The sequence below is a fragment of the Saccharopolyspora pogona genome (genome assembly GCF_014697215.1).
In the GTDB taxonomy this organism is placed as follows: domain Bacteria; phylum Actinomycetota; class Actinomycetes; order Mycobacteriales; family Pseudonocardiaceae; genus Saccharopolyspora; species Saccharopolyspora hattusasensis.
This window is the reverse complement of sequence record NZ_CP031142.1, coordinates 3,863,701-3,884,701: the sequence shown is the minus strand read 5'-3', so window position 1 is coordinate 3,884,701 and position 21,001 is coordinate 3,863,701. Positions and strand designations below refer to the sequence as shown.

The window sequence follows — 21,001 nt, the reverse complement described above, 5'->3', positions numbered from 1 at the left end:
TCCCTTGAACGCGTCACTGTTGTCGGTGACCAGCTTGATCCTGCCCGAGTTTCCCCGTGACCGGATCGGTGAGCTGCTCGACCAACGAAACCCCGCTGGCGAGCCGTTCGGCCTCGGCGATAGCGATCTCGACGGCCGTGACGGCATCACCGGCGTTGCAGGTGGTAGCCAGATCCCACCCGAATTCATACTTCGAGAAATAGTCCGCGCATCCGGCGATCCGCCACACCCCGCCGGTTGTGGTCTCGAACTCCGAAAAGTCCAGCTGCCACAACTGATTTGGCTCCGTCGGAGGATCGGGCAACGCCGGGTTACGCGCCTTGGCCAGCCGCCGCTCGCGCTGGTATTCCACCGTCTGCACGGACTTACAGCCCCGAGGAGGTTAGCAACACATCCTAATTGGACCGGTCGGACGTCAGTTCTTCTTCAGCTCCTCGGCGAGCATCACGATGATGCCGCTGGGACCGCGGACGTACGTGAGCTTGTAGATGTCCTCATAGGTGGCCACGCCGCGAAGCGGACGGCATCCGTGTTTCGCGGCTATCTCAAGGGCTTTGTCGATGTCGTCGACTGAAAAGGCGACGCGGTGCATGCCAATCTCGTTGGGACGAGTGGGCTTTGACTCGATCGCTTTGGGGTGGATGTACTCGAAGAGCTCAAGGCGACCGTGACCGTCTGGCGTCTGGAGCATCGCAATGTTGGCGTGGTTGCCATCAAGGCCGACGGCAGTGTCGGTCCACTCACCACTGACCGTGTCACGGCCGATGACCGTGAGACCGAGGTCGGTGAAAAAGGAGATCGTTGCTTCGAGGTCGCGAACGGCGATGCCGACGTTCTCAAGTTTGATGGCCATGTGTTGCATGCTACCGAGCCGGGCCGATTAGTCCCGGTGGCGAGCCGGGACTCGATCGAACAAGCCCGGTGGGCAATCAGGAGCTAGCCGCTGCGGCGGGTTTTGGCCGAGGCCAAGCTTTCGCGCAGCACCGTTTCGAGGTCCGTCACGGGCGTGGGCTCCGGCGGGGCGGTCTCTGGCTCCAGCTGGCGGCCCTGGGTCTTTTCCTCGAGCAGTCGCTCGACCCGTGCGGTGTAGGCGTCCTCGTAATCGTCGGGCCGCCACTGCCCCTGCATCGCCGTGATCACCGCGGTGGCGGCTTGCAGTTCGTCCTCGCTGGGTTCGCTCGCGGCGTCGGGTTCGCTGACGACGTCGGCGGGGTCGCGGACCTCGTCCGACCACCGCAGCGTGTGCACAGCACAGCACCGACCGGAATGGGCGTAGCAGCGCCAACCGCTCGCGGGTTCGTATCGTGATCTTGGCGAGCGTCCAGTCCACTGCCATCGGCGATGACCCGCCCCCGGGCAGGCCGTTCAGGCCGCCGCCGAGGCGGAATTCTGCGCCTGCACACGGGCTCGGCGGCTTTCGTGCGCAGCGGCCAGGCTGGCTCGGCAGGTCCGGATGATCTGCCGGGTCGCTGCGGTCTCGGGGGTCTGGCGGCACCGCGTGCACACCACGGTCACCGATCCGGTCACCTCGTCGACCGCGACGGATGCCTCGGCCTCGCAGCGGCGGCACCAGCGGTGCCCGGTGACGGGGATGACGTGCATCGGCGAGGCGATGCATTCGTGTGCCCAGCGACGGTGAACGTGGCAGGTGATGCGCTCGTGAGCCGAAATCTCCTCGCGCTCCTCCACCGCATCCTCGAGGATCAAGGTGTGTGCGAGGCGCCGGTCACGGAGGTCCGCGTAGCGCTCGCCGTACCGTAGTACCTCCGCGGCGCTCGGCTGGGAGGGATGCAACGGACGTCGGGGCCGCGGGGAATCCGGCTTGATTCGGTCGGGATGGGACAGGAGGAGCATGGTTTTGCCTTGAACTGGTCTATTTTGTCGGGTTGACATCAGTGTCTTTAGTCCCGAATACGCGGACATCGGTGGCACTACGTAGCCCGCTGCGTATCTATCTGTAGGTACGTACTGCGGCGATCAGCTGGCCGTGTCGGACCGGCCTTGCTCGGTTCCGGGTCGCGCCGCAGCCGTCGCCACCGCACGGTTCAGGCATGACCGAAGGTCTGGCTTCCCGAGCCGCGAAGTAGCCGAGTGCTATCGCCCGTTCTTCGCGGGGTTTAGGGAGATGCCCCGTGACTGAGACTCCGGTGCCTGCTGCGGGCTGTGATCGTCAATTCGGGGTACGCCGCGCCGTCCTGCGGCCCATCGTGGGGGCTGACAAGGTGGGCCGCCTGCTGGCCGCCGGGCTGGACAGGGTCCCGGCCGCAGCGACGCTGCGGCTGGCACAAGTCAATGGCTCTCCGGCGCTGATTCTCCGGCGGGGCGGCGCGATCGACACCGTCGTGGCGGTGCGCATCGACGACGGCCTTATCACCGGGCTCTACGTCATGCGCAATCCCGAGAAGCTGACGCATATTCAGCGGGAGAACGCTCTGCGCCGCTGAGCACCGGGTCCCCTCGAAACCAAGCAACACAACCGGCACCCCCACCTGCACGTCGCTGTCGGCGACGGCGTAACAAGGTTTGCCGCACGATGCTGATCCGACCCAGTCAGACAATCCGAACGGACCTTGTTCCAACATCCGCTCATGCGCTGATCGGTAGTTCGGCGTGGGCGTGTCCCGGCACGGAGGTGGATCACAAAGACAGCTGGTCCGGCCGCCTCGGTGCTGTCTCGGTCCCCGTGAGCAGTCAGGTACGTGACAGGCGCTCTGTCAGCGCTGGCGGTCGGCTGCTGTTGTGGCCAGTTCGGCGAGTCGCGTGGCGTCCGGCAGGCCGGTGAGTGCGGCGCGTGCTTGTTCGGCGCTGGAGGATGCCATCTGGGCTGCCTTGGCGACAGCGCCGGTGCGTGTCATCACGGCGAGGATGTCTCGGTGCGCGGTGACGGGATCGATGCCGCCGCGGAATATGGTGGTCAGGCGGTCGCGGTCGGCGTCGTCGGCGGCTTCGTAGGCGAGCAGAACGGGCAGGGTGGGCTGCAGGTTGGCGACGTCGCTGATAGCTGTCTTACCGGTGACCTGGTCCTCGGCGGTGTAGGGGAGCAGGTCGTCACGGATCTGGAATGCCATGCCGAGTTGTTCGCCGTACTGGCGTAGGGCCTGGCTCTGCTCAGGGGTCGCTCCGGCCAGGATGGCACCGGCCTGGCAGGCGGCGGCGATCAGCGCGGCGGTCTTGTCGTGGATCACGTTCAGTACGGTCGGTAACCCGCAGGTCAGGTCGCCGCGGAGTTCGGTTTCGCGCATGAGGCCGTGGCACATGCGTCGCGCGGCCTCGACGGCTATCCGTGCCGCGTCCAGTACGCGCTCAGCGGCGGGGCCGCCGCTGAGCATGGCCGCGAGTCCGGCCATCGACAGTCCGTCGCCGGCTGCCACGGCCTCGGCGAGGCCGTACTGCTCGGCGGTGGTGGCCCGCCCGCGGCGTACCGGGTCCTGGTCGATGATGTCGTCGTGGACGAGGCTGGCGACGTGCAGGCATTCGATGCCGGCAGCGAACGCCAGCACCTGCTCCACGTCACCACCGACGGCTTTCGCCGACTCTATGCACAGGATGGGGCGCAGGAGCTTGCCCGGGGGGAACAGGGCGTCCAGGCAGGCCACCTCAATCAGGCTCTCGCCGCTGCCCACCCAGCGCAGCAACTCGGCCTCCAGGTGGGGAATGTGTGTGTGGCCGGCTTGGGTCACAGCGATGGACATGACACGTCCTTTCGATGGTCAGCAGGGGATGGCGGCGCGCAGGAAAGGGCGCCACACGTTGAGGAACTCGCCCACGGGTGGTTGGACCGGCCGGTGTAGCACGTCCTGACCTGCGGCCAGCACGCTGGCCACGAGCAGCCTGTAATGCTCGTCCAGTGCGTGGATCAGGGGGCCGATGAGGGTGTGGTCCAGTTCAGCGGCCAGGGCGGGGAACCGGTCGGTGACGCGCGCGGCCTCGAACGCGAGGAGGTCGCCCATGGCCGGTGTCCAGCGTGTGGCCTTGACGTCATCCGGGTCTACGCCGAACCGGTCGAGATCCTCCAGCGGGAGGTAGAGGCGGCCGTCGTCGAGGTCTTCTGAGAGGTCGCACAGCACGTCGGACAACTGGCAAAGTTCACTGACCTCACCAAACAGCGACTCCGCTTCCGTGACTTCGGGGCCGGCCACGACCCACATGCCTGCGAAACCCGCGCTGCCGGTCATCTGCCTGGCCCACTGGCACAGTTCCGCGTAGGTGGCGAAGTCGCGGAAGTCGACGTCGCGCCGCATCGCGGTGAACATGTCCTCGATCGAGGACAGCGGCATGCCGAAAGTCCGGTAGGTGTGCACCGTGGCATGCAGGACGGGGTCCTCAGAGCCGCCGGCGGCTAATGCCGCCCAGGTGGCCTCCGCGAATTCGGCGAGGCGGCGCTGACGGTCCTCGATCGGCCCGCTGTCCGCACAGACATCGGCACGGCAACCGTGTGCCACAAGTGCCGCCATGTGAGGCCGCGCCGCTGCGGGCATGGCACGCAGCAGCATGACCCCTCTGTCGGGCACCTCGCCGAGACCGGATACCTCGCGCGCGCACACCGTGTAGCAGTGCCGAAGGACGGGATTAGTGATACCCGCCGCGTCCAGCCATCGCCTTACCAGCATCTGTGAACCCTTTCTGCTCAACCGGATCCCGTTCGGGGCCAGGGCTTCGCTCTCCGATGAGGGCGACGGCACGTCCTTCACGGGGCCGTTGTGAGCCGTCGCACCGGGGTGCCATTCAGGGGGCGTCGACGTGGTCCGGGGCCGGGCGCGCAGGTTGCCGGTACCTGGGCGCCCAGGACAGACCGAAGGGTGACTTCGCGGTCAGGGCGTCTTTGGTGCGGCGGTGGAAGGCGAGCAGCCCCAGCAGCGCCGCACCGGTGAACCACAACAACTGCACGGCCAGATCGCCAGGCAGGGACTGGTCGGTGAAGCCCGCGGCCGCGGCGGCCTGCATGGTGCCGTAGGTGGGCAGCAACTGCGTGGCCGAGCTTCCGGTGCCGCCACCGGCCAGCGGGCTTTGCAGGCCGGCATCGACGAGGCTGACCGTGATCATGGCGAACATGCCCTCCACCTCCCGGCGCAGCAGCGAGCCGAAGACGACGCCCACTGCCCCGTAGGTGATGGCCCCGCAGAACAAGGCCGCGGCGAGCAGCACAGGCTGATGCGGACTCCAGGCCATGCGGATCACCGCGGTGGCGTAGGCGGCGATGGCGGCCGAGGCCAGGGTGAGCGAGGTGGTCTTGGCCAGGACGAGATGGATGCGCGGGTAACCGGCCATCGCCCGGCGGCGGTCGAAGCGCCCGCCGTTGAACGTGACGGCGAACATCATGAACCCGGTGATGAGGGTGACGGCGTTGATGGCCCCGGTGATCTGCGTGATCTGATTACCGGCCGGAGCAATCAGCTCGCCGGTCGCGTCCAGCTTGAACGGCAGGGCAGTGCTGGGGAAGACGGCGTGAGCCAGGCTGACCCACGTGGGGATGAACAGGACGACCAAGACCATGGCGAGCCGGTTGCGGGCATGCTCGATGACCCTGCTGGTTAATTCGGCGCGGTGTTGGGGCTGTTTGGGAAGGTGCGGGCGTGAAGCGAACGGACCGTTCGTGTCGTTTACCGAAGCGAACAGGCCGTTCACCGCACACCAACAGCCCCGGGCTCACATCGGATGAACGGAGCGAACGGACCGTTCGTGTCGTCTATCGAGGTGAACAGGCCGTTCACCGCACACCGGTTGGCGAGGCAGAACCGGACCACTCCCGCAGTGACACCAGCCCCAGCCCCTCGCGGAATTAGCCAGCAGGGTCGCTCGATCAGGTCAAAACGAGCTGCTGTGACGAACAGGTGCAGGTGCCGCCTCACGCCAGCACCTCCTCGGCGGGGCGCAGCACGCCGCCCTGTAGGTGCCACAACTCGTCCAGGCGCTCAGCGTCATAGGCCAGGTGGGAGACGACAAGGACCGAGCGGCCCGCGTCACGTAATCGGGCCGCCAGGGCCCAGAAGCGCTGGTAGGTCTCCCAGTCGAAACCCTGGTAAGGCTCGTCCAGCAGCAGCACCCGCGGGTCATGCATCAGCGCCAGGGTCAGATTCAGCTTCTGACGGGTTCCGCCGCTGAGCCGGCCGGCACGCTCATCGACGTACTCCGACAACCGCAACGCCTCCATAGCCTGCTCGGCGTGCCGGAGATCCGGCAGCCCGCGCGCGACCCGGAAGAACTCCAGATGCTGGCGCACGGTCAGAGCCTCGTTGACCACCGCGTCCTGCGGTCAGTACCCAAAACGGCCCCCATGACGGACCGTGCCACCGAGCGGGCGCAGCTCACCAGACAAAATCTTCAACAGAGTGGACTTGCCCGCACCGTTTTCCCCGACAATCCCGGCCAGCACACCAGGGCTCAGATCGAGGTCGAGGCCCCGCAGGACCTCACGACGGCCGTAAGCGTGACGGATATCCTGGACTTCCACCGCACCCCCGGGTCTGAAGGCGGTGGCACGCACTCGCTGGTGACCACTCGCCGTCACGGCAAGACTAAGCATCTACGTTGACATGCTCTCCGCCGTGAACGGCGGAGATTCCACCACGGCAAAACCGTCAATCGGGTCCCTAGCGGGAGGTCTTACGTGGACTCCACAGGCTTTCCCGCCTAGTGGTGGCGTTCCGCACGCCCTGCGGTGCCCAACGAAAATGATCTTAACAGATCGGCTATCTCACAAGGGCCGGAGCTGTGGTGCGGTTATGAGCGACGCGACTGCAGCTCTCCGACGCCGAGCTGATCTGCTTGGCTGTCGCTCAGGTCCTGCTGGGATTTCCGTCCTAGCACCATTGGCTGCGGTGTTGCTACGGCAGGCTTGGCCACCTGTTTCCGTACCTGCCAAACAACCCGGCTATCACAAGAGGTTGATCGCGGCGACCCCGCTGATCCTGCGCGCGACCCAACTGCTGGCCAGCCAAGTCCCTTCCGCCGCCGACCAACTTCGGTTGATCGACGCCACTCCGGTGCTCTGCGGCTCGTCCCTCGAAACCGTGAAACGCTCCGAGTTGGCCGGGTGGGCAGGCTACGGCTACTGCGCCTCGCATTCCCGTTTCTACTGGGGTCTGAAGCTGTATCTGGTCACCACCCTGGACGGCATGCCGCTGGTGTGGTGCTTTGCCGACCCCAAGATCGGCGAACGGGAGGTCGCCGCGGAACTGCCGGGCCACGCCCACGACCTCGCCGCCCTTCCCGCCGGGGTCGTTGTAATCGGTGACAAGGGCTTTGCTGGCAAGGCCTTCCAGCGCGACATGACCGAACTCGACATCACCTGCCTCCGGCCGGATCGCCGCGACGAAGAACCACCGTCACGGCAACCTGGCGCCCATCCGGCAACGCATCGAGTCGATCATCAACACGACCAAGGCGCAACTGTCCTTGGAGAAGCACGGCGCACGCACACCCGCCGGCGTCATGGCCCGTACCGCCCAGCGCATCCTCGCCCTGGCCGCCGCCATCTGGCACAACTGACTGGACGGTGACACATTTCGTCCCCGACAGCGAAGATCGGCGCCGTAGCGGCCGCATGCTTCCTGCTCAACTGGTGCAGACGGGACACCTACGCCGCGTGGAAGCGAGGCGAGGGGATCTCCGATTGGGTAGCGGGCCGTCTTATCGAGCAGCGGGCCTGAGGTCGTTCGGGTTCTCGCGTCCGCCTGGAACGCGCACAACGACCACGAGGCACGGCTCGAACTCGCCGGGGCGCTGGACCTCCTCGATCCAGATGTTGTCGAACAGGTTGACCGCGCCCTCTTTGCCGACAGTCTTATCCAGGGCCAACAGGATCGCGAAGGAAGGACCAGCGTTCTGGTACTCGGCTGCCTGAGCGACATAGGTGCGCAGGGCGTCCTTGCTCGCGTCTTTCTCTTCAATCTTGCATTCGACGTTGAAGTACGCCGAGGGGAAGGTGACCAAGACGTCGGCACGGCCTCCGGCCTTGTCGATCACCTCGAACTGCGCTACCCGGAACAGAGCAGTGAGGTCGCCTATTCAACTGTCGCAAGTTCTCTGTGGTTGTAGCGGTGAGTGATCGCCGGGGGCGTATCGGCTCCAGGTGGTACCGGCCTGGGAGGCGAGCTTGGTTGTGGTGACGGGGTGGTAGCCGAGGGCGTCGGCGACGATCGGGGCTGGCATGTCCTGGAGGTGCTGCCGGATCGCGGCGCCGCGGCTAGCGCGGGTGGGAACACCGAGTTGGCGGACGAGCTTTGCGAGGTATTCCGGTCGCAGTGGTTGATCGGCGCGGCGGCCGGGGAACAACAGGTGGCGGTGGGGTTGGTCGCGGTGCGCATGTTCGCGCGGTGGGCCGCGTAGTCCAGCAGCAGCACGGCGAAGGGCTGAGGGACCGGTGAGGGCGGATCGCCGATGCGGATGAGGACCTGTTCGTCCTGGATGATGTCGTCGACAGTGAGCCGGACGATGCGGCTGACCGGCTGGGCATAGAGCAGCACCAGGCCCGCGGCGACCCTGCTGCGCATCGGCGCGTCGGCGTCGGTGAGGACCTGACGCAGCAACTCGATCCGCCTGGCGCGGGTCAGCGGTGCGGCCTGCCTGGTCTTCGCCGATGGCAGCATGAACTTCCGGGTGAGCTTGTTTTCCGTGCACCACAACAAGAAACGGCGAACGGCGTTGCGGCCGTGCTCGTTGTGTCCGGCATGCCAGGCGTCGATATCGGCCTGTCCGCAGTCACCGAGACTCGTTTTGCGGGAGGCGAGCCAGGAAAGGAACGCGGTGGCGCGCCTGACCTGGTCCCCGGCGAACGTGCGTCCGGCCGGAGTGATGGGTTTGCGCTCGGCGCGGGTCCGCAGCCTGGGCAGGATGTTCCAGGTAGCGAACCGGTGAACGATCTGCGCGTGATCGGGATTGGTGATGCCCGCGAGGTGGTGGGCGAGCCACCGTTCAAGCAGGCAGATCTGCTTGTCGATGATGGGCAGCAGACCGCAGGTCATGAGCAGATCTCGCAGATGAGCGGCAGCCCGCCAGGGCTGGAGCTGGTGGAATCCTCATGCGTGAGTGCGATCTCGCCGCTTGCTGTTGGGCGTCGGCGAGGCTGGCCGATGTCGGCTCGCTGAACGGCACCTACGTCAACGGCCAGCATGTCGATCGGGCCGAACTCGCCGACGGGGACGCGGTGTGGACCGGCAACTTCCACCTCCGCTTCCGCGTCGCCTCTCAACATAAGCCGATCCAGGGCGCTCCGTGCCAGTATGACGATCGAGAGCGATAGCTCATGCGTTCCGGTGTCGCTCGATGGATTGGGCTGACTGGTCTTGATGATCAAGTTCCCTAGACTCGGATACGGCGTGCGGCGAACGACCACGCGTAAGCGAGAACGGTCGCTGAGTGCCGACGGCAGTTCCCCGCAAGACGGCGTCTGGTCGGGTCTCCCTCTCCCGGCCAGACGCCGCGGGTACAGATCATGCTGTGGCTCGAGCGGTCTGGATCAGCCGAAGTGAGCCTCAAGGAGGCTCACTTCGGCTAGTAGTTCGGGATCGGCGGGTACATCGCCATTGCCAGGTCCTCGGTCCAGGAGGCCAAGATCGCGAGCATGCGTGCCTGCATATGTGACGCCTGCTCACGCTCACATGGTCGTGAGACCCAGCGACTGCTGCGGGGCACACGCAATAAACCCCTTGCGAGTCCCTATGCGATGGCTGTGGCCGCACGCGGGAATCTCACGCTTCACCTTCGGTGGGGCCGGTCTCGGTCTCCTCGGCGGTGGGGGTTTCGGCTGCTTCGGTCTCGGCCGCTTCAGCTGTCGGCTCCTCACCTTCGGTGGGGCCGGTCTCGGTCTCCTCGGCGGTGGGGGTTTCGGCTGCTTCGGTCTCGGCCGCTTCAGCTGTCGGCTCCTCACCTTCGGTGGGGCCGGTCTCGGTCTCCTCGGCGGTGGGGGTTTCGGCTGCTTCGGTCTCGGCCGCTTCAGCTGTCGGCTCCTCACCTTCGGTGGGGCCGGTCTCGGTCTCCTCGGCGGTGGGGGTTTCGGCTGCTTCGGTCTCGGCCGCTTCAGCTGTCGGCTCCTCACCTTCGGTGGGGCCGGTCTCGGTCTCCTCGGCGGTGGGGGTTTCGGCTGCTTCGGTCTCGGCCGCTTCAGCTGTCGGCTCCTCACCTTCGGTGGGGCCGGTCTCGGTCTCCTCGGCGGTGGGGGTTTCGGCTGCTTCGGTCTCGGCCGCTTCAGCTGTCGGCTCCTCACCTTCGGTGGGGCCGGTCTCGGTCTCCTCGGCGGTGGGGGTTTCGGCTGCTTCGGTCTCGGCCGCTTCAGCTGTCGGCTCCTCACCTTCGGTGGGGCCGGTCTCGGTCTCCTCGGCGGTGGGGGTTTCGGCTGCTTCGCCCCCCCCCCCCCGTTTCGGCTGCTTCGGTCTCGGCCGCTTCAGCTGTCGGCTCCTCACCTTCGGTGGGGCCGGTCTCGGTCTCCTCGGCGGTGGGGGTTTCGGCTGCTTCGGTCTCGGCCGCTTCAGCTGTCGGCTCCTCACCCTCGGTGGGGCCAGCATCGGTCTCCTCGGGAGCAGTGGGCTGCTCCTGCTCGACGTCGCTCATGAGATTCACCTCCTTTCCCGGCGAGAGAAGTGGAAAGAGGCTTACACTTGTGGTCTTCTAGCCAGCTGCGATCTGTAAATTAAGATATCGCTGTTTGCTTCCAGTGATGGTTCACCCATAAGAGCGTGTCTCAGTTGGATCTTGGTTTGCCGCAGGCCTGATCATGAAATGCGGGTAGAAATACGACGTCTGGGGCCGGATGGGTTGTGGTGCCTACCCGAGCCGTTAATTGCGCCCCCGGCATCACGGTCGTCGGAATCAAGCGTCCAGGCGAAGGTTTCACCTACGCCACCGCGGAAACCGTCCTCCCCGGTGACGACCTCCTGATCGTGTCGGGTCTGTCCCAGGACGTGGAGCGCTTCGCCGACCTGACGTAGCAGCACGTCCGGCTCAGTCGCGCCGGTCGGGTTGGGCATCCTCATCGGACTGTTCAGTTGAACCCGACTGCTGCGGCCCCACTGGTACTTGTGGCGTACCTTGCGTCGAGCCCGGACGCTGGGTAGGAACAGCGCTGCCGCCGAGGCTCGGGCTGGGGACCTCCTTGCGGGCGACTGCTTCGGCTGCGCGGACGGCTTCGGCGACCTCTGGGGTGGTGGAGGTGTCGAACCAGGCCTTGACCGACTCCTCTTCTTCTTCGGGTGCGGTCGTCGGGACCTCTTCTTTCGGTGGCTCGTAGCGGAAGACGCCGTCCTCGCCGCGGGCGCCGAGCATCCGGGCGAAGCCTTCCAGGGACTTGCCGAAGTCGCTGGGCACGACCCAGACCTTGTTGGCCTCGCCCTGGGCCATCTGCGGCAGCGTCTGGAGGTACTGGTAGGCCAGCAGCTCCGGGGTCGGTTTGCCGCGCTTGACCGCCGCGAAGACCTTCTCGACGGCCTTGGCCTGACCCTGCGCCTGCAAGTATCGGCTGGCCCGGTCACCCTGCGCCCGCAGGATGCTGGACTGCCGGTCGGCCTCCGCGCCGAGGATGGCCGCTTGCTTCTGGCCTTCCGCGGCCAGGATCGCCGCTTGCTTCTGGCCTTCGGCGGTTTTGATCGCCGATTCCCGGGTTCCTTCGGCGTTGAGAATCATCGCGCGCTTCTCCCTGTCGGCGCGCATCTGCTTCTCCATCGAGTCCTTGATGGACGGTGGCGGGTCGATGGCCTTGAGCTCCACCCGCGCGACCCGGATGCCCCAGCGCCCGGTCTCCTGGTCCAGCACGCCGCGCAGCTGGGTATTGATGGCGTCACGGGAGGTCAGGGTTTCCTCCAAGCTCATGCCGCCGACGACGTTGCGCAGCGTGGTGGTGGTCAGCTGCTCGACACCGATGATGTAGTTGGAGATCTCGTACACCGCCGAGCGCGAGTCGGTGACCTGGAAGTACACCACCGTGTCAATGGACACAGTCAGGTTGTCCTGGGTGATCACCGGCTGCGGCGGGAACGACACCACCTGCTCGCGCAGGTCGACGCGGGCCCGCACCCGATCCAGGAACGGCACCAGGAAGTTCAGCCCCGGCTCGGCCACGTTGCGGAACCGGCCGAGACGCTCGATCACCGAAGCCGTCGCCTGCGGCACGACCAGCACGGTCTTCACCGCGATCACGAGGACCAGAAGTACGATGACAGCGAGGACGATCAGTCCGAACGGGTCCACATCAGCCTCCTCAGGGTTCAGCCCACACGACGGCGGTGGCCCCGGAGATGTCCATGACCATCACCGTCTGGCCGACCTCCAGCACTTGGGTCTCGTCGAATGCCCGGGCCGACCACACGTCGCCATCGATGCGCACCCGGCCGCTCGTGGCATCCACGGTGGAATCGACGACCGCCTTCTTTCCGATCAAGGCTTCGACATTGGTTTTCAACTCGATGCCGCGGTTCAGTCGGCGTTTCAGCGCGGGCCGGGCTACGAAGATCAACCCCAGTCCGAGTGCGGCGAACACGGCGGCATCGACACCCAGCGGCGCCCCCAATGCCGCTGCTCCGGCAGCCCCCATCGCCGCGAGGCCGAGCATCAGCAGCACGAGTTCACCCGAGATGACCTCGGCCGCAATCAGGACCACGCCTGCGATCAACCACACCAGCGCGACCATGCGTCCATGGTGACAGACATCGGACAACGATGTGACCAGGACGATCCCGGGGATAAGCGGTCAAATACCCGCGATGACTGCTGCGGTCAACTTCTGCGGGCAGATCTCCAGGGCGGCACTTATAACGATGCTGTTGGCCCGGGGTACCACCAACTCGAGGGTGGGTTGGTTGGTCGGCTTGGGGGTGGTGGCGCCGGGGATGGGGATGCGGAGTCCGTGGTTGATGATGGTGCTGCTGATGTCAGAGGGAGAGATGATGTCCACGAGTCGATCCGCGTCGAACACGAGGATGCGTCCGTCGGTGGTGTTGGCCAGTCGGGGCAGTATCGCAGCTGGCGTTTCTTCCGGCGCGGCTGTGGGAACCTGCTCAATCGGGCATGCTGCCTCGCGCAGGGTTGTGCGGAGCCGTGCCTGCTGAGACAGCGCTCGGATGCGCCGGAGGGTGATCAATCCTTCGACTTGTTCGTTCTCGTTGAGCACAGGGAAGCCGGAGTCTCAGTGGACGCGGTGATCTTGAACTGGCTGCAGGGAACACTTCCCACCTGCCTATCCACCAGAGGTGCGGCCGAGGTCGAAGCGCGTTGGTCGATCGGCGGGGACGTGATCAGAGCGCGGGGCCGGTGAGTTGGGGGAGTGGGCCGATTTGCCAGGGGTCGTTGCCACTGGTGGCGAGCCAGTGGTGTGCGTCGTGTTGGCCCATGGCGATGAGTTCGTTGAGGTATTGGGGGTCGAAGAACAGGTAGCTGAGCAGTTCGCCGTGAGCGGGGCTGTCGCCTCCGAGGAACTGGCTGAACAGGCGTTGGCGGACGGAGCGGAGGCTGAGTTTGCGGTTGCTGGAGTGGAAGATCTCCAGAGCGTGTTCTCCGATTGCGCCGCGCCGGTCCGGGGCGATGAAGATGTAGGGAACCTTGCGGTACGGGGGTTTTCCTCGGGCTTGGCGGTACTGCTGCGTTGCGGGTGCGCCTGCGGGGTCGGTGTAGAAGAGGTTGATGTTGCCCAGGGTGATGATGTCTTCGGCGAGCGGGTCGACGAGGGCGCCTTCGAGAACGTGTAGTGCTCCGTCGGCGAGGTCTGGGGGACTGCCTTCGTGTCGGCCCGGTTCGTCCGAGGGTGGGGTGATGGCGTCGGTGCCGATGACCACGATTCGGTCGGCGCCGAGGTCCAAGGCCGGTTTGATGGGGGTGTTCAATCGGGTGCCTCCGTCGACGTACCAGCCGTGGGCTTCGACGGGGGATTCGATGCGGACCGGTGGGAACAGGACGGGTAGTGCGGCGGAGCCCTGCAGGTGGACGTGGTCGATCGTCGCGGGGACGTAGTCGAGGACGTGGGAGCGGTGCAGCGTCGGCTGGACTGCGCTTTCGACGAACACGACGGTGCGGCCGCTGCGCACGGCGGTGGCCACGACGGCGAGGGCGTCGACGCTGCGCTGTGTGATGTTGCGGTGCAGCGCGGAGAGGTCGATCCATTCCTGCAGGCGTCGTTCGACGGGAGCTGGATCCAGCAGGCTGGAGAACTGGAACCCCGGCAACGACAGTGTTTCTCCCAGGTAGCGGGTTGCGGCGAGGATCAGGTGTTGGTGCAGCGGGCGCATGATGTGTCCGCTGCCGACATCGCGCCAGCGTTGCAGCATGCCTGCGGCGACCTCGTCAGCGCTGCGGTCGTGGGCGGCGGCGAGGTAGGCGGCGTTCACCGCGCCCACGCTCGTACCGACGAACAGGGAGGGTCGCTGACCGCGGCGGTCGAGCTCGGGCACGAGCACGGACAGCGCGCCCGCCTCGTAGGCGCCACGCGCACCACCGCCAGCCAGAACCAGCGCGATCCGCTCGGCGTTCACCATGCCTATCGTCGCACCGATCCACACAGTCCGTGCGCCTCGACCTCGTCACCGTATCCGAAGCCGCCCTGTCGTTGGCAAGGCTGCGGTAGCTACCCCTTCAGGTAGTTCGCGGGTGATCGGTGGGCAGCAGTTGTCGTCCGGTCGCAGCATCGTGGAACGCCAGATGAGCGGAGTTTGGGACAGAAGGGATCGGGATGGTGCAGGCGGATCTCGTGCTCGAGGGGGGTGGGGCCAAGGGAATCGGCGCTGTGGGAGCCGTCCTGAGGTTGTTGGAGCTGGGCTATTCGTTTCCGCGGATCGCCGGTACTTCGGTCGGGGCGGTGGTGGCCGCGTTGGCGGCGGCGGGAGCCGACGTCGGGCAGATCCGCGGCGCGATGGGCAGGCTCGAGCTGTCCCGGGTGCCTGACCGGATGTCGCCATGTCTGCCTCTAATCAGCGAAGGACTTTTGTTGCTTACCCGGAATGGTGCGTACGAAGGCGACTACCTCCGGGATTGGCTGGACCACGAGCTGCATGCTCTCGGGGTGACGACGTTCGGTGATCTCCGCCGCGAGCCCGACGGTGACGACGGCGACCTGCATAGCGATCAGCACTACAAGCTCGTTGTGCTGGCCACCGACATCACCCAAGGGCGGTTGCTGCGGCTGCCGTGGGACTACCACCTGTTTCACCGCGAGCCCGACGAGCAGTCCGTCGCCGATGCGGTGCGGATGTCGATGTCCATCCCGCTGTACTTCGAGCCCCAGCGGCTCACCGACCCGGTCACTGGAGACACCTCGGTCATCGTGGACGGTGCGGTGCTGTCGAACTTTGCCGTCGAGATCTTCGACCGCACCGACGGGCAGCAGCCGCGCTGGCCCACTTTCGGGGTCCGCATCCTGCCCAACCTGCCCGCCGGCATCGACCAGGTCTTCCCCGCACTTGGGCTGCCGCTACCGCCGCCGTTCGAGCTGCTCAAAAAGGTGGTCGTCACCGCATTCGTGGGCAACGACCAGACCCACCTCGACCTCCCCGTAGTCCGCAACCGCACGATCACCATCGACACCTCAGAGGTGGGCATCACCGAATTCGATGCAGACCCCGACACCGTGCAGACGCTGGTTCACCACGCGAGGGAAGCCGTCGACTCCTTCCTGGCCAACCGGCACGAATAAGCCCATCTGCGCCGGGTCCTCATGTTGCGACCCACCATGTCGCTCGCCGGGTGTCGGCCACCCTGGACAGCTGGACCTGATCAACGCCGAGCACGCGAGCCACCCACAGCACGACCTTGTCGAGGTCGGCGCGCCGTGCTGGCTCCTCCTCACTCGCCGTCGCCGGCATCGACGCACACTCGCGCCACTTGCCGTCCAGGGCGATATAACCCATCACCCAGTGAGGCGGCACCGGCTCAAGCTGCACCACGATGTTGCTTGCGGTGGCTTCTGCATCGTCGGACCTTCACTTCACGGCACTGCATCACAGCAGTAGGGATGCCAGTGACTGGGGCGGCACGGAACGCCTCGTGAACCCCGAGGTTCGGGTTCAGGAGTCGAGGTCGTCGAGTTCGGCGACGGCGTGGGGGAGGGCTTCGCTGAGCTTTTCCAGGTCGCTGACAGCGCACCGGTTGGCCTGGACGCCGATGTGGACGGTGGTCCGGTACTGGGTCACGGCGATGGACAGGGCGTGACCGGCGGCCAGCGGTGCGAGGGGGTAGAGCTCGCGCAGCGGGGCACCGTCCAGCGTCACCGGGAGGTCGGGCAGCGGCACGTTGGTGATCACGGTGTCGAACAGCAGACCAGCACCGTGACCGGCCAACGAGGCGGCGAATCGGTGCACGAGGGGCGGCACTCGACCAGCGAGCACGGGGAAGGCGCCGGGCCCGCGCAGCGGGCCGGCGCTCTTGTTGCGGTCCATCGCGGCCCGGACCATACGTAGCCGTGTCGTGGGGTCCGGCTCGCCTACCGGCAGATCGCACAGGTACCCCGATAGCCGGTTGTTGTCGTCTCGGGACTTCCCCGGCGGTCGCTGGTTGACCGGGATCAGCGCCCGTACGGTCAGCCCGTCGAGGGGGTGCCCGCGGGTGTCCAGCCACCGACGGAGTGCTCCGGTCAGGACCGTGAGTGCGATGTCGTTGGTCGTGCCGCCGTGGCGGGCGCGGATCCGGCGCACGTCTCGTCGTTCGATGGGGACCAGGGCCACGCGCCGGGCGGCTGACGCACGCGCGTGCAACGGGGAATCCGGCGCGGGTAGTCGCATGTTGCGCACCACGGACGAGGCGATTCCGACAGTCTGCTGCAGGGTTCCCGGGAGATCACCGGCGGCGGACAGTGCGTCGGCGAGCAGTCGGCGCGGTCGGGAGAGCATTCCCACCGCACGCCAGGCAGCGTCGAGCAAGGGATCCGCGGGTGACATGGTCTGCCGCGGTGCCCAGTCGGGGGTGAAGCCGTCCAGCAGCCCGAGCCCGGCCTCGACCGCTCCGCAGCCGTCGGTCAGGGCGTGGTGCAGTTTCACCAGAACCGTGAACCGGGCGCCGTCCAGACCGGTGATCACGTGCAGCTCCCACAGCGGCCGGCTCAGATCCAGCGGTAGGGCGTTGAGCTCCGCGACGAGCACGGCGAGCTCTTCACGACCTCCCGGCGACGGCAGCTGATGGGTGTGGACGTGGTCCCGGGCGCGGAAATCCGGAAGCTCTTCCCAGCGCGCGTGACCGGGAGGAAACCATGAGCTGCGGACCCGCAGCCGCAACCGCGGAATCTGCTGTGCCCGCTCCGCGAGCACCTCCGCCAGCGTTTGCGGCTGCACCGGACGTCGCGGTGCGAACACTGCGACCGCGCCGAGGTGCATCGGTGCTGCGCCCTGCTCCAGGCACAAGAACGCCCGATCGAGCGCACTGACCTCACCCGTTTTCATCGCCCTTCCTCACCACCAGTGTCCGGCTTGATGTTCGTGCACCACCCACTTCGGCCCGCTCGCCGACACCCTCGAAGCACCATGGATAGATCCGCTCAACAGACCTTTCTCACGGATTCAAATGCCCAGACTCCGGCACACGCGCACCGCGATCTGGTCCGCCAGAGTGCCGAGTGGTTGTCCCAATACCTGTTTCGAATGCTCGCCGAGGTAGGCATCAGCCCACCGCGATTCGGCTTCGGGCCGCCCTGCAGCCGGATCGGACTCGCGACCCGGGGAGCGGACGAGATCGACGGAGTCGGAGTTCATGGGCACGAGTGCACTCCGTTCCGTCGTGTGCGCGGCGCTGCGGTCATCACCGCGTCACCATTCCGGTGGACATTGAAAGCACGAGTCATGCCACATCCCTCGTAGTAGCCCCGCGCGTGGCGCTGCTCATGCTCCCACGTCGCGGCCTCCCCGCGAATCGGGCGCGGCATGCGGTCGTGTCCGCGCCGGCACTCGAAGCCGCATACCTCTGCAGCATCCGGCGAAACACCACGTTCCCGCTCCCTCGTACACGTGCCGACACCTGCCACTCGGCCCGCAAACCACGATCGCTCCGCTGAGATCGCCGACACCGGGAACGCGTTGTCGAACAAATTCAGCGCAGATGCATTCGATCGCGTGCGGCGACATAAAGCCGAAACAGTGTCCGAAGTGGATTCTCCAGAACCGCGAGTGGTGTCGACGCTAGTGCAACCCGCACTGAACGCAACCTTTGCCGGCAAGATTCACTTGTGGTCATTCGGCCTTGATCGCTTCGGTGCGTGCCAAGGGGTTCTGCCGGTCACCCATATGTATGCACCGGGCGGCACGCACAAGCGTCTCGCCGATCAGGTTTGATGACGCTACGCGTTCACGAGATGTGAGCCGGAGAACGCGATCAGATCCGAGCTGAGACGAACATCCCGGGACGGCCCGCATCGTGCAGGGTGCAAGTCGCCCCGTTCACCGTGCAGGTTCAACACGTCAGCTGAACATAGACCCGCTGGGACGCGGTCAGCGGCCTGTTGTTGCCGATCGCGGCGAACGCCAGCGCTTGAGCACGTAGTATCCGAGACCCGCGGCCACGGCGACCGCCAGTCGATGAGATCCACCAGCGCCAGGACGCCGATGCCGAAGTAGACCGGCAGCCCGTTTTCGGGGAGTACACGCCGGGCGACATCCACCGGAAGCAGAACGACTTCAGCGATCTGCTCGGCCAGTTCTGGGCGGCGTTGCTCCGCGCCTTCCTCAACGGCGCGTCTCTTCGCTGCTGTGACCATGGCCCCTCCATAGCGGCCCCAGGAAACCATGTTATTCCCGCTCGGACCGCTGCAGAAGTTCTCTCCAGGAACCTCGCGGTGCACAAGTCGGCTCGTCACCACTGCCGGGTTCGCTCGATCGTGTTCGAGGCGGCAACCGGCTAGCCCGGCGTGACGTTGGGAGGTGGGAGCCATCGATACTGGCCAGGATGGGCTGGATCCTGGCGGACAGGCGGCGATGGGCTTCGTGAACTACGTCTACGACGTCGCTCTCGGCCTGGGCATGTGCGCCGAGAACCCCGTGATGGTATCGAGGTCGAGTTCGACCTGCTGACCTCGGCCTACATCGCGTTGTCGTGCCACGCCCCGATCTTCCCCGCCTATGATCTCGCTCTGGTGTGGGATGAGGAAAGCGGCTGGGCCATGGCGATGAGACGGACCCGTCCCACCCGCCGATCGCGATCGCTTACCAAAGCGAGGAAGTACTACCTGGCCCGTCGGTCGTGGTCGCCTTCGTCAACGACCTCCTTGCAGTCCGGCAACCTGGGCAGCCGAGCCGTCCGGTGTTCCGCAGGGTGGCGATGACGATGAGATGATCTGCGTGGCCGCCTGGCTGGTTATCGTCGTCGCTTTAACGAGGCCCGTTGTCGGTGAGGTGTTGGTCGAGGCGGCGCAGGCCGGTGAGCAGGTCTCGGGCGAGGTCACGGCGGCAGGCGTCGGTGGCGGTGGCGCAACCGGTCGACTTAGGGCAGCTCACAGGGGTGTGTTGCCCAACTGGCCGGGCGTGTCGTGGCGGGACGGAAACAGGAGTTGCTTACCGTTGGGTGCCATGTCGCATCACACGCATGACGCGATCGCCTGCCACGTGCGTGAGGCGATCGATATCGCCTTGGTCGCCGTGCTTACCGCGGAGGGGGCTGCGAGCGGGCACGCGCATGCCCACGTACAGCGCGCCGTCGAACTGCTGGCGGACCACGGGGGTCAGACAGCGGTCGCCGACGATGCTGCCGAAGCCATCCACGCCGCACACGAGCACCTGCACTCCGGCCGGTGGGACGACGCCCGCTGCGCGTTGGTGACCGCCCGAGGACGGTTGGCACGTCCCGGTTCCCGTTACACCGGCACCCCCACTGCGAAAGACTGCCCCGAATAAGCGGCGTAAGCCGGCCCTCAACGACGTGCGATCACGGTGAACGCAAACGTGCCACTCACACGGGTATGCCGAAAGGGGGTACGTGCATTCTCGATCTGAATGCAGACCCCGTTGCACCAGCGGAAACCGACGTCTATGCGAGCCACGGCAGCGGGTGGGGCGTGGTGTGGTCGGCTGCTGGGTTCCAGCGCCCGCCTTATCGTTTGTCGCGAGAGGGCACGGGCTTGCTGGGCTGGTTGTGCTTCTCTCACGGTGGCGACCACTGAGGAGGGACAATGCTGTGGTATTGCCGGTTCACCTGGCATCAGCACACGCGCGCTGAGGATGTGCGGCGGCGAGTGCTGCAGCAGCACGAGGCTGGCACCAACCTCGCCAACCAGATCAAGGGCTGGTACAACCTCGCCGGAGGCGGAGCCGGGTTCCTCATGCTCGAGTCCGACAGCCCGCAACAGGTGAGCGAGATCTTGCAGCCGTACATGGACTTGATGAGTTGGGATGTGCACGCGGTGTACGAGTTGTCCTACCAGAAGGCCATCGAGGAATTCCGCAAAAAGCTGCAAGCGACCGCATGACTAGCCGAACCCTGATAACGACTTCGTTTGTGCAGGCGCCGGAAAGCGAACGTCTCGGTTCCGGACAGCATCGGACTGAATGGTTGGATAGCTACCTATCCAGGGCGCAGCTTTGTCGGCCGCGGGGAGGCTGGCACGGAGCGCCCGCTAGGCGTGAACCGGTGAGGGAATTTGTGATGGATCTCGTCAAAAAGACGCAGCGATCGGTGTATGCCACGGTTGGTGCCGCGGCGTGGGTGATGGACGCGGTGCGCGCAATTCCCGATCAGATGGGCCAAGCGTGGGAGCAGAGAAGTCAGTGGATGGACCGTGCCGGCGAAGCGTATGACGACCTGGCCGGGCGTGGGCATGCCATCATGGGCGGCGCAAGGCAGGAAGTCCAGGACCGGGTTGGTCAGGTCGGCGAAGCAGCCCGTCGAATTCCTGGCGTCGCACTTGCCGAAGGGAAGATGACCGGAATGGTCGTCGACGCAGACCAGCTCCCGATCGCCGATTACGACAGCCTCACAGCGGGAGAGATCGTCCAGAAGCTGCGGGCGTTGTCCCAACGGGAACTGCAGATGGTCGAAGGCTACGAAAGGCGGCACCGGGCTCGGGCTACCGTGCTGCACCGTATCGACGAACTGCTCGCGAAGAGCTAGG

At 66.0% G+C, this 21,001-nt stretch carries 28 protein-coding genes and 1 pseudogene; 11 read left to right on the top strand and 18 right to left on the bottom strand.

Translation table 11 applies throughout. The features are described from left to right. Window positions 1-13: 13 nt before the first annotated feature. The 4 genes from DL519_RS17420 to DL519_RS17405 all read right to left on the bottom strand — a co-directional run bounded on the left by DL519_RS17420 (window position 14) and on the right by DL519_RS17405 (window position 1,854). A complete protein-coding gene (locus tag DL519_RS17420) occupies window positions 14-361 on the bottom strand; it encodes a transposase family protein (RefSeq protein WP_223839155.1) in 348 nt (115 codons plus the stop codon). A 54-nt stretch (window positions 362-415) separates the two neighbouring features. Further along, complete coding sequence (locus tag DL519_RS17415; protein ID WP_190816339.1) at window positions 416-853, bottom strand: VOC family protein; 438 nt, start codon at window positions 851-853, stop codon at window positions 416-418. A gap of 83 nt (window positions 854-936) precedes the next feature. Further along, window positions 937-1,248, bottom strand: coding sequence for a Ku family protein (locus tag DL519_RS17410; protein ID WP_190816337.1), 312 nt, complete (start codon window positions 1,246-1,248; stop codon window positions 937-939). Window positions 1,249-1,365: 117 nt separating this feature from the next. Next, window positions 1,366-1,854, bottom strand: a complete 489-nt coding sequence (locus tag DL519_RS17405; RefSeq protein WP_190816335.1) for a hypothetical protein — start codon at window positions 1,852-1,854, stop codon at window positions 1,366-1,368. A 278-nt stretch (window positions 1,855-2,132) separates the two neighbouring features. Here DL519_RS17405 and DL519_RS17400 point away from each other — a divergent pair, with 278 nt between their 5' ends. After that, on the top strand, window positions 2,133-2,444 hold the full coding sequence (locus tag DL519_RS17400) for a sigma-70 family RNA polymerase sigma factor family protein (protein WP_317891376.1): 312 nt from the start codon (window positions 2,133-2,135) through the stop codon (window positions 2,442-2,444). Between the two features lie 270 nt (window positions 2,445-2,714). On the opposite strand, the gene DL519_RS17395 is transcribed toward DL519_RS17400, so the two are convergent. From DL519_RS17395 to DL519_RS17380, 4 genes and pseudogenes are all read right to left on the bottom strand, one after another. After that, entirely contained in the window at window positions 2,715-3,692 is a 978-nt protein-coding gene (locus DL519_RS17395) for a polyprenyl synthetase family protein (protein ID WP_190816333.1), read from the bottom strand. 18 nt (window positions 3,693-3,710) lie between these two features. After that, window positions 3,711-4,493 carry a phytoene/squalene synthase family protein gene (locus DL519_RS17390; protein WP_223839154.1) on the bottom strand — a complete coding sequence of 261 codons (783 nt, stop codon included), beginning with the start codon at window positions 4,491-4,493 and terminating at the stop codon, window positions 3,711-3,713. 232 nt (window positions 4,494-4,725) lie between these two features. Continuing rightward, window positions 4,726-5,625 carry an ABC transporter permease gene (locus tag DL519_RS17385; protein ID WP_223839153.1) on the bottom strand — a complete coding sequence of 300 codons (900 nt, stop codon included), beginning with the start codon at window positions 5,623-5,625 and terminating at the stop codon, window positions 4,726-4,728. Window positions 5,626-5,845: 220 nt separating this feature from the next. Continuing rightward, a pseudogene (locus tag DL519_RS17380) lies at window positions 5,846-6,451 on the bottom strand (ABC transporter ATP-binding protein). 433 nt (window positions 6,452-6,884) lie between these two features. Between DL519_RS17380 and DL519_RS17375 the strand changes: the two are divergent. Then, the gene (locus DL519_RS17375; protein ID WP_190816330.1) at window positions 6,885-7,499 is read left to right on the top strand and encodes a transposase; all 615 of its coding nucleotides are present in this window, start codon (window positions 6,885-6,887) and stop codon (window positions 7,497-7,499) included. A gap of 130 nt (window positions 7,500-7,629) precedes the next feature. Here the strand turns inward: DL519_RS17375 and DL519_RS17370 are convergent, their stop codons facing one another. Both DL519_RS17370 and DL519_RS17365 read right to left on the bottom strand, forming a co-directional pair. Continuing rightward, entirely contained in the window at window positions 7,630-7,965 is a 336-nt protein-coding gene (locus DL519_RS17370) for a hypothetical protein (RefSeq protein ID WP_190816328.1), read from the bottom strand. A 38-nt stretch (window positions 7,966-8,003) separates the two neighbouring features. Next, the gene (locus DL519_RS17365; protein ID WP_223839152.1) at window positions 8,004-8,963 is read right to left on the bottom strand and encodes a site-specific integrase; all 960 of its coding nucleotides are present in this window, start codon (window positions 8,961-8,963) and stop codon (window positions 8,004-8,006) included. 56 nt (window positions 8,964-9,019) lie between these two features. Here DL519_RS17365 and DL519_RS17360 point away from each other — a divergent pair, with 56 nt between their 5' ends. After that, entirely contained in the window at window positions 9,020-9,241 is a 222-nt protein-coding gene (locus tag DL519_RS17360; RefSeq protein ID WP_190816326.1) for an FHA domain-containing protein, read from the top strand. Between the two features lie 448 nt (window positions 9,242-9,689). Here the strand turns inward: DL519_RS17360 and DL519_RS48750 are convergent, their stop codons facing one another. Further along, a complete protein-coding gene (locus DL519_RS48750; protein ID WP_190816324.1) occupies window positions 9,690-10,400 on the bottom strand; it encodes a hypothetical protein in 711 nt (236 codons plus the stop codon). A 357-nt stretch (window positions 10,401-10,757) separates the two neighbouring features. Between DL519_RS48750 and DL519_RS17350 the strand changes: the two genes are divergently transcribed. Next, window positions 10,758-10,925, top strand: a complete 168-nt coding sequence (locus tag DL519_RS17350; RefSeq protein ID WP_317891375.1) for a TrkA C-terminal domain-containing protein — start codon at window positions 10,758-10,760, stop codon at window positions 10,923-10,925. A gap of 13 nt (window positions 10,926-10,938) precedes the next feature. Here the strand turns inward: DL519_RS17350 and DL519_RS17345 are convergent, their stop codons facing one another. From DL519_RS17345 to DL519_RS17330, 4 genes are all read right to left on the bottom strand, one after another. Then, window positions 10,939-12,180 carry an SPFH domain-containing protein gene (locus tag DL519_RS17345; protein ID WP_223839151.1) on the bottom strand — a complete coding sequence of 414 codons (1,242 nt, stop codon included), beginning with the start codon at window positions 12,178-12,180 and terminating at the stop codon, window positions 10,939-10,941. A gap of 10 nt (window positions 12,181-12,190) precedes the next feature. Further along, a complete protein-coding gene (locus DL519_RS17340; protein WP_190816320.1) occupies window positions 12,191-12,619 on the bottom strand; it encodes an NfeD family protein in 429 nt (142 codons plus the stop codon). Between the two features lie 60 nt (window positions 12,620-12,679). Further along, the gene (locus DL519_RS17335; protein WP_190816318.1) at window positions 12,680-13,099 is read right to left on the bottom strand and encodes a CBS domain-containing protein; all 420 of its coding nucleotides are present in this window, start codon (window positions 13,097-13,099) and stop codon (window positions 12,680-12,682) included. A 124-nt stretch (window positions 13,100-13,223) separates the two neighbouring features. Continuing rightward, window positions 13,224-14,456, bottom strand: a complete 1,233-nt coding sequence (locus DL519_RS17330; protein WP_190816316.1) for a patatin-like phospholipase family protein — start codon at window positions 14,454-14,456, stop codon at window positions 13,224-13,226. 194 nt (window positions 14,457-14,650) lie between these two features. Here DL519_RS17330 and DL519_RS17325 point away from each other — a divergent pair, with 194 nt between their 5' ends. After that, a complete protein-coding gene (locus DL519_RS17325; RefSeq protein ID WP_190816314.1) occupies window positions 14,651-15,610 on the top strand; it encodes a patatin-like phospholipase family protein in 960 nt (319 codons plus the stop codon). Window positions 15,611-15,629: 19 nt separating this feature from the next. Here DL519_RS17325 and DL519_RS17320 read toward each other — a convergent pair whose 3' ends face one another. After that, window positions 15,630-15,860, bottom strand: a complete 231-nt coding sequence (locus DL519_RS17320) for a hypothetical protein (RefSeq protein ID WP_190816312.1) — start codon at window positions 15,858-15,860, stop codon at window positions 15,630-15,632. A gap of 120 nt (window positions 15,861-15,980) precedes the next feature. Then, entirely contained in the window at window positions 15,981-17,348 is a 1,368-nt protein-coding gene (locus tag DL519_RS17315; RefSeq protein WP_190816310.1) for a wax ester/triacylglycerol synthase family O-acyltransferase, read from the bottom strand. Window positions 17,349-17,978: 630 nt separating this feature from the next. On the opposite strand from DL519_RS17315, the gene DL519_RS17310 reads away from it, so the two are divergent. Beyond that, window positions 17,979-18,233, top strand: a complete 255-nt coding sequence (locus tag DL519_RS17310; protein ID WP_190816308.1) for a hypothetical protein — start codon at window positions 17,979-17,981, stop codon at window positions 18,231-18,233. A gap of 5 nt (window positions 18,234-18,238) precedes the next feature. Here the strand turns inward: DL519_RS17310 and DL519_RS17305 are convergent, their stop codons facing one another. Continuing rightward, window positions 18,239-18,655, bottom strand: coding sequence for a hypothetical protein (locus tag DL519_RS17305; RefSeq protein WP_190816306.1), 417 nt, complete (start codon window positions 18,653-18,655; stop codon window positions 18,239-18,241). 163 nt (window positions 18,656-18,818) lie between these two features. Between DL519_RS17305 and DL519_RS17300 the strand changes: the two genes are divergently transcribed. The 5 genes from DL519_RS17300 to DL519_RS17285 all read left to right on the top strand — a co-directional run bounded on the left by DL519_RS17300 (window position 18,819) and on the right by DL519_RS17285 (window position 21,000). Further along, entirely contained in the window at window positions 18,819-18,968 is a 150-nt protein-coding gene (locus DL519_RS17300) for a hypothetical protein (RefSeq protein WP_190816304.1), read from the top strand. Continuing rightward, the gene (locus DL519_RS46675) at window positions 18,920-19,219 is read left to right on the top strand and encodes a DUF6292 family protein (RefSeq protein ID WP_223839150.1); all 300 of its coding nucleotides are present in this window, start codon (window positions 18,920-18,922) and stop codon (window positions 19,217-19,219) included. The genes DL519_RS17300 and DL519_RS46675 overlap by 49 nt, the downstream gene beginning before the upstream one ends. Window positions 19,220-19,463: 244 nt before the next feature. Then, window positions 19,464-19,787 (top strand): hypothetical protein, encoded by a 324-nt coding sequence (locus DL519_RS17295; RefSeq protein WP_190816302.1) that lies wholly within the window; start codon window positions 19,464-19,466, stop codon window positions 19,785-19,787. 275 nt (window positions 19,788-20,062) lie between these two features. Continuing rightward, window positions 20,063-20,359, top strand: coding sequence for a DUF3303 domain-containing protein (locus DL519_RS17290; RefSeq protein WP_190816300.1), 297 nt, complete (start codon window positions 20,063-20,065; stop codon window positions 20,357-20,359). A gap of 176 nt (window positions 20,360-20,535) precedes the next feature. Continuing rightward, the gene (locus DL519_RS17285; RefSeq protein WP_190816297.1) at window positions 20,536-21,000 is read left to right on the top strand and encodes a hypothetical protein; all 465 of its coding nucleotides are present in this window, start codon (window positions 20,536-20,538) and stop codon (window positions 20,998-21,000) included. Window position 21,001 lies beyond the last annotated feature (1 nt).

Bases quoted from the DNA above. Each gene is read 5' to 3' on its own strand.
- DL519_RS17365 (WP_223839152.1), bottom strand. From the start codon at position 8,963: ATGACCTGCGGTCTGCTGCCCATCATCGACAAGCAGATCTGCCTGCTT.
- DL519_RS17340 (WP_190816320.1), bottom strand. From the start codon at position 12,619: ATGGTCGCGCTGGTGTGGTTGATCGCAGGCGTGGTCCTGATTGCGGCC.
- DL519_RS17315 (WP_190816310.1), bottom strand. From the start codon at position 17,348: ATGAAAACGGGTGAGGTCAGTGCGCTCGATCGGGCGTTCTTGTGCCTG.
- DL519_RS17285 (WP_190816297.1), top strand. From the start codon at position 20,536: ATGGATCTCGTCAAAAAGACGCAGCGATCGGTGTATGCCACGGTTGGT.
- DL519_RS17290 (WP_190816300.1), top strand. From the start codon at position 20,063: ATGCTGTGGTATTGCCGGTTCACCTGGCATCAGCACACGCGCGCTGAG.
- DL519_RS17360 (WP_190816326.1), top strand. From the start codon at position 9,020: ATGCGTGAGTGCGATCTCGCCGCTTGCTGTTGGGCGTCGGCGAGGCTG.
- DL519_RS17405 (WP_190816335.1), bottom strand. From the start codon at position 1,854: ATGCTCCTCCTGTCCCATCCCGACCGAATCAAGCCGGATTCCCCGCGG.
- DL519_RS17295 (WP_190816302.1), top strand. From the start codon at position 19,464: ATGTCGCATCACACGCATGACGCGATCGCCTGCCACGTGCGTGAGGCG.
- DL519_RS17305 (WP_190816306.1), bottom strand. From the start codon at position 18,655: ATGGTCACAGCAGCGAAGAGACGCGCCGTTGAGGAAGGCGCGGAGCAA.
- DL519_RS17395 (WP_190816333.1), bottom strand. From the start codon at position 3,692: ATGTCCATCGCTGTGACCCAAGCCGGCCACACACACATTCCCCACCTG.
- DL519_RS17415 (WP_190816339.1), bottom strand. From the start codon at position 853: ATGGCCATCAAACTTGAGAACGTCGGCATCGCCGTTCGCGACCTCGAA.
- DL519_RS17390 (WP_223839154.1), bottom strand. From the start codon at position 4,493: ATGCTGCTGCGTGCCATGCCCGCAGCGGCGCGGCCTCACATGGCGGCA.
- DL519_RS17325 (WP_190816314.1), top strand. From the start codon at position 14,651: ATGGTGCAGGCGGATCTCGTGCTCGAGGGGGGTGGGGCCAAGGGAATC.
- DL519_RS17330 (WP_190816316.1), bottom strand. From the start codon at position 14,456: ATGGTGAACGCCGAGCGGATCGCGCTGGTTCTGGCTGGCGGTGGTGCG.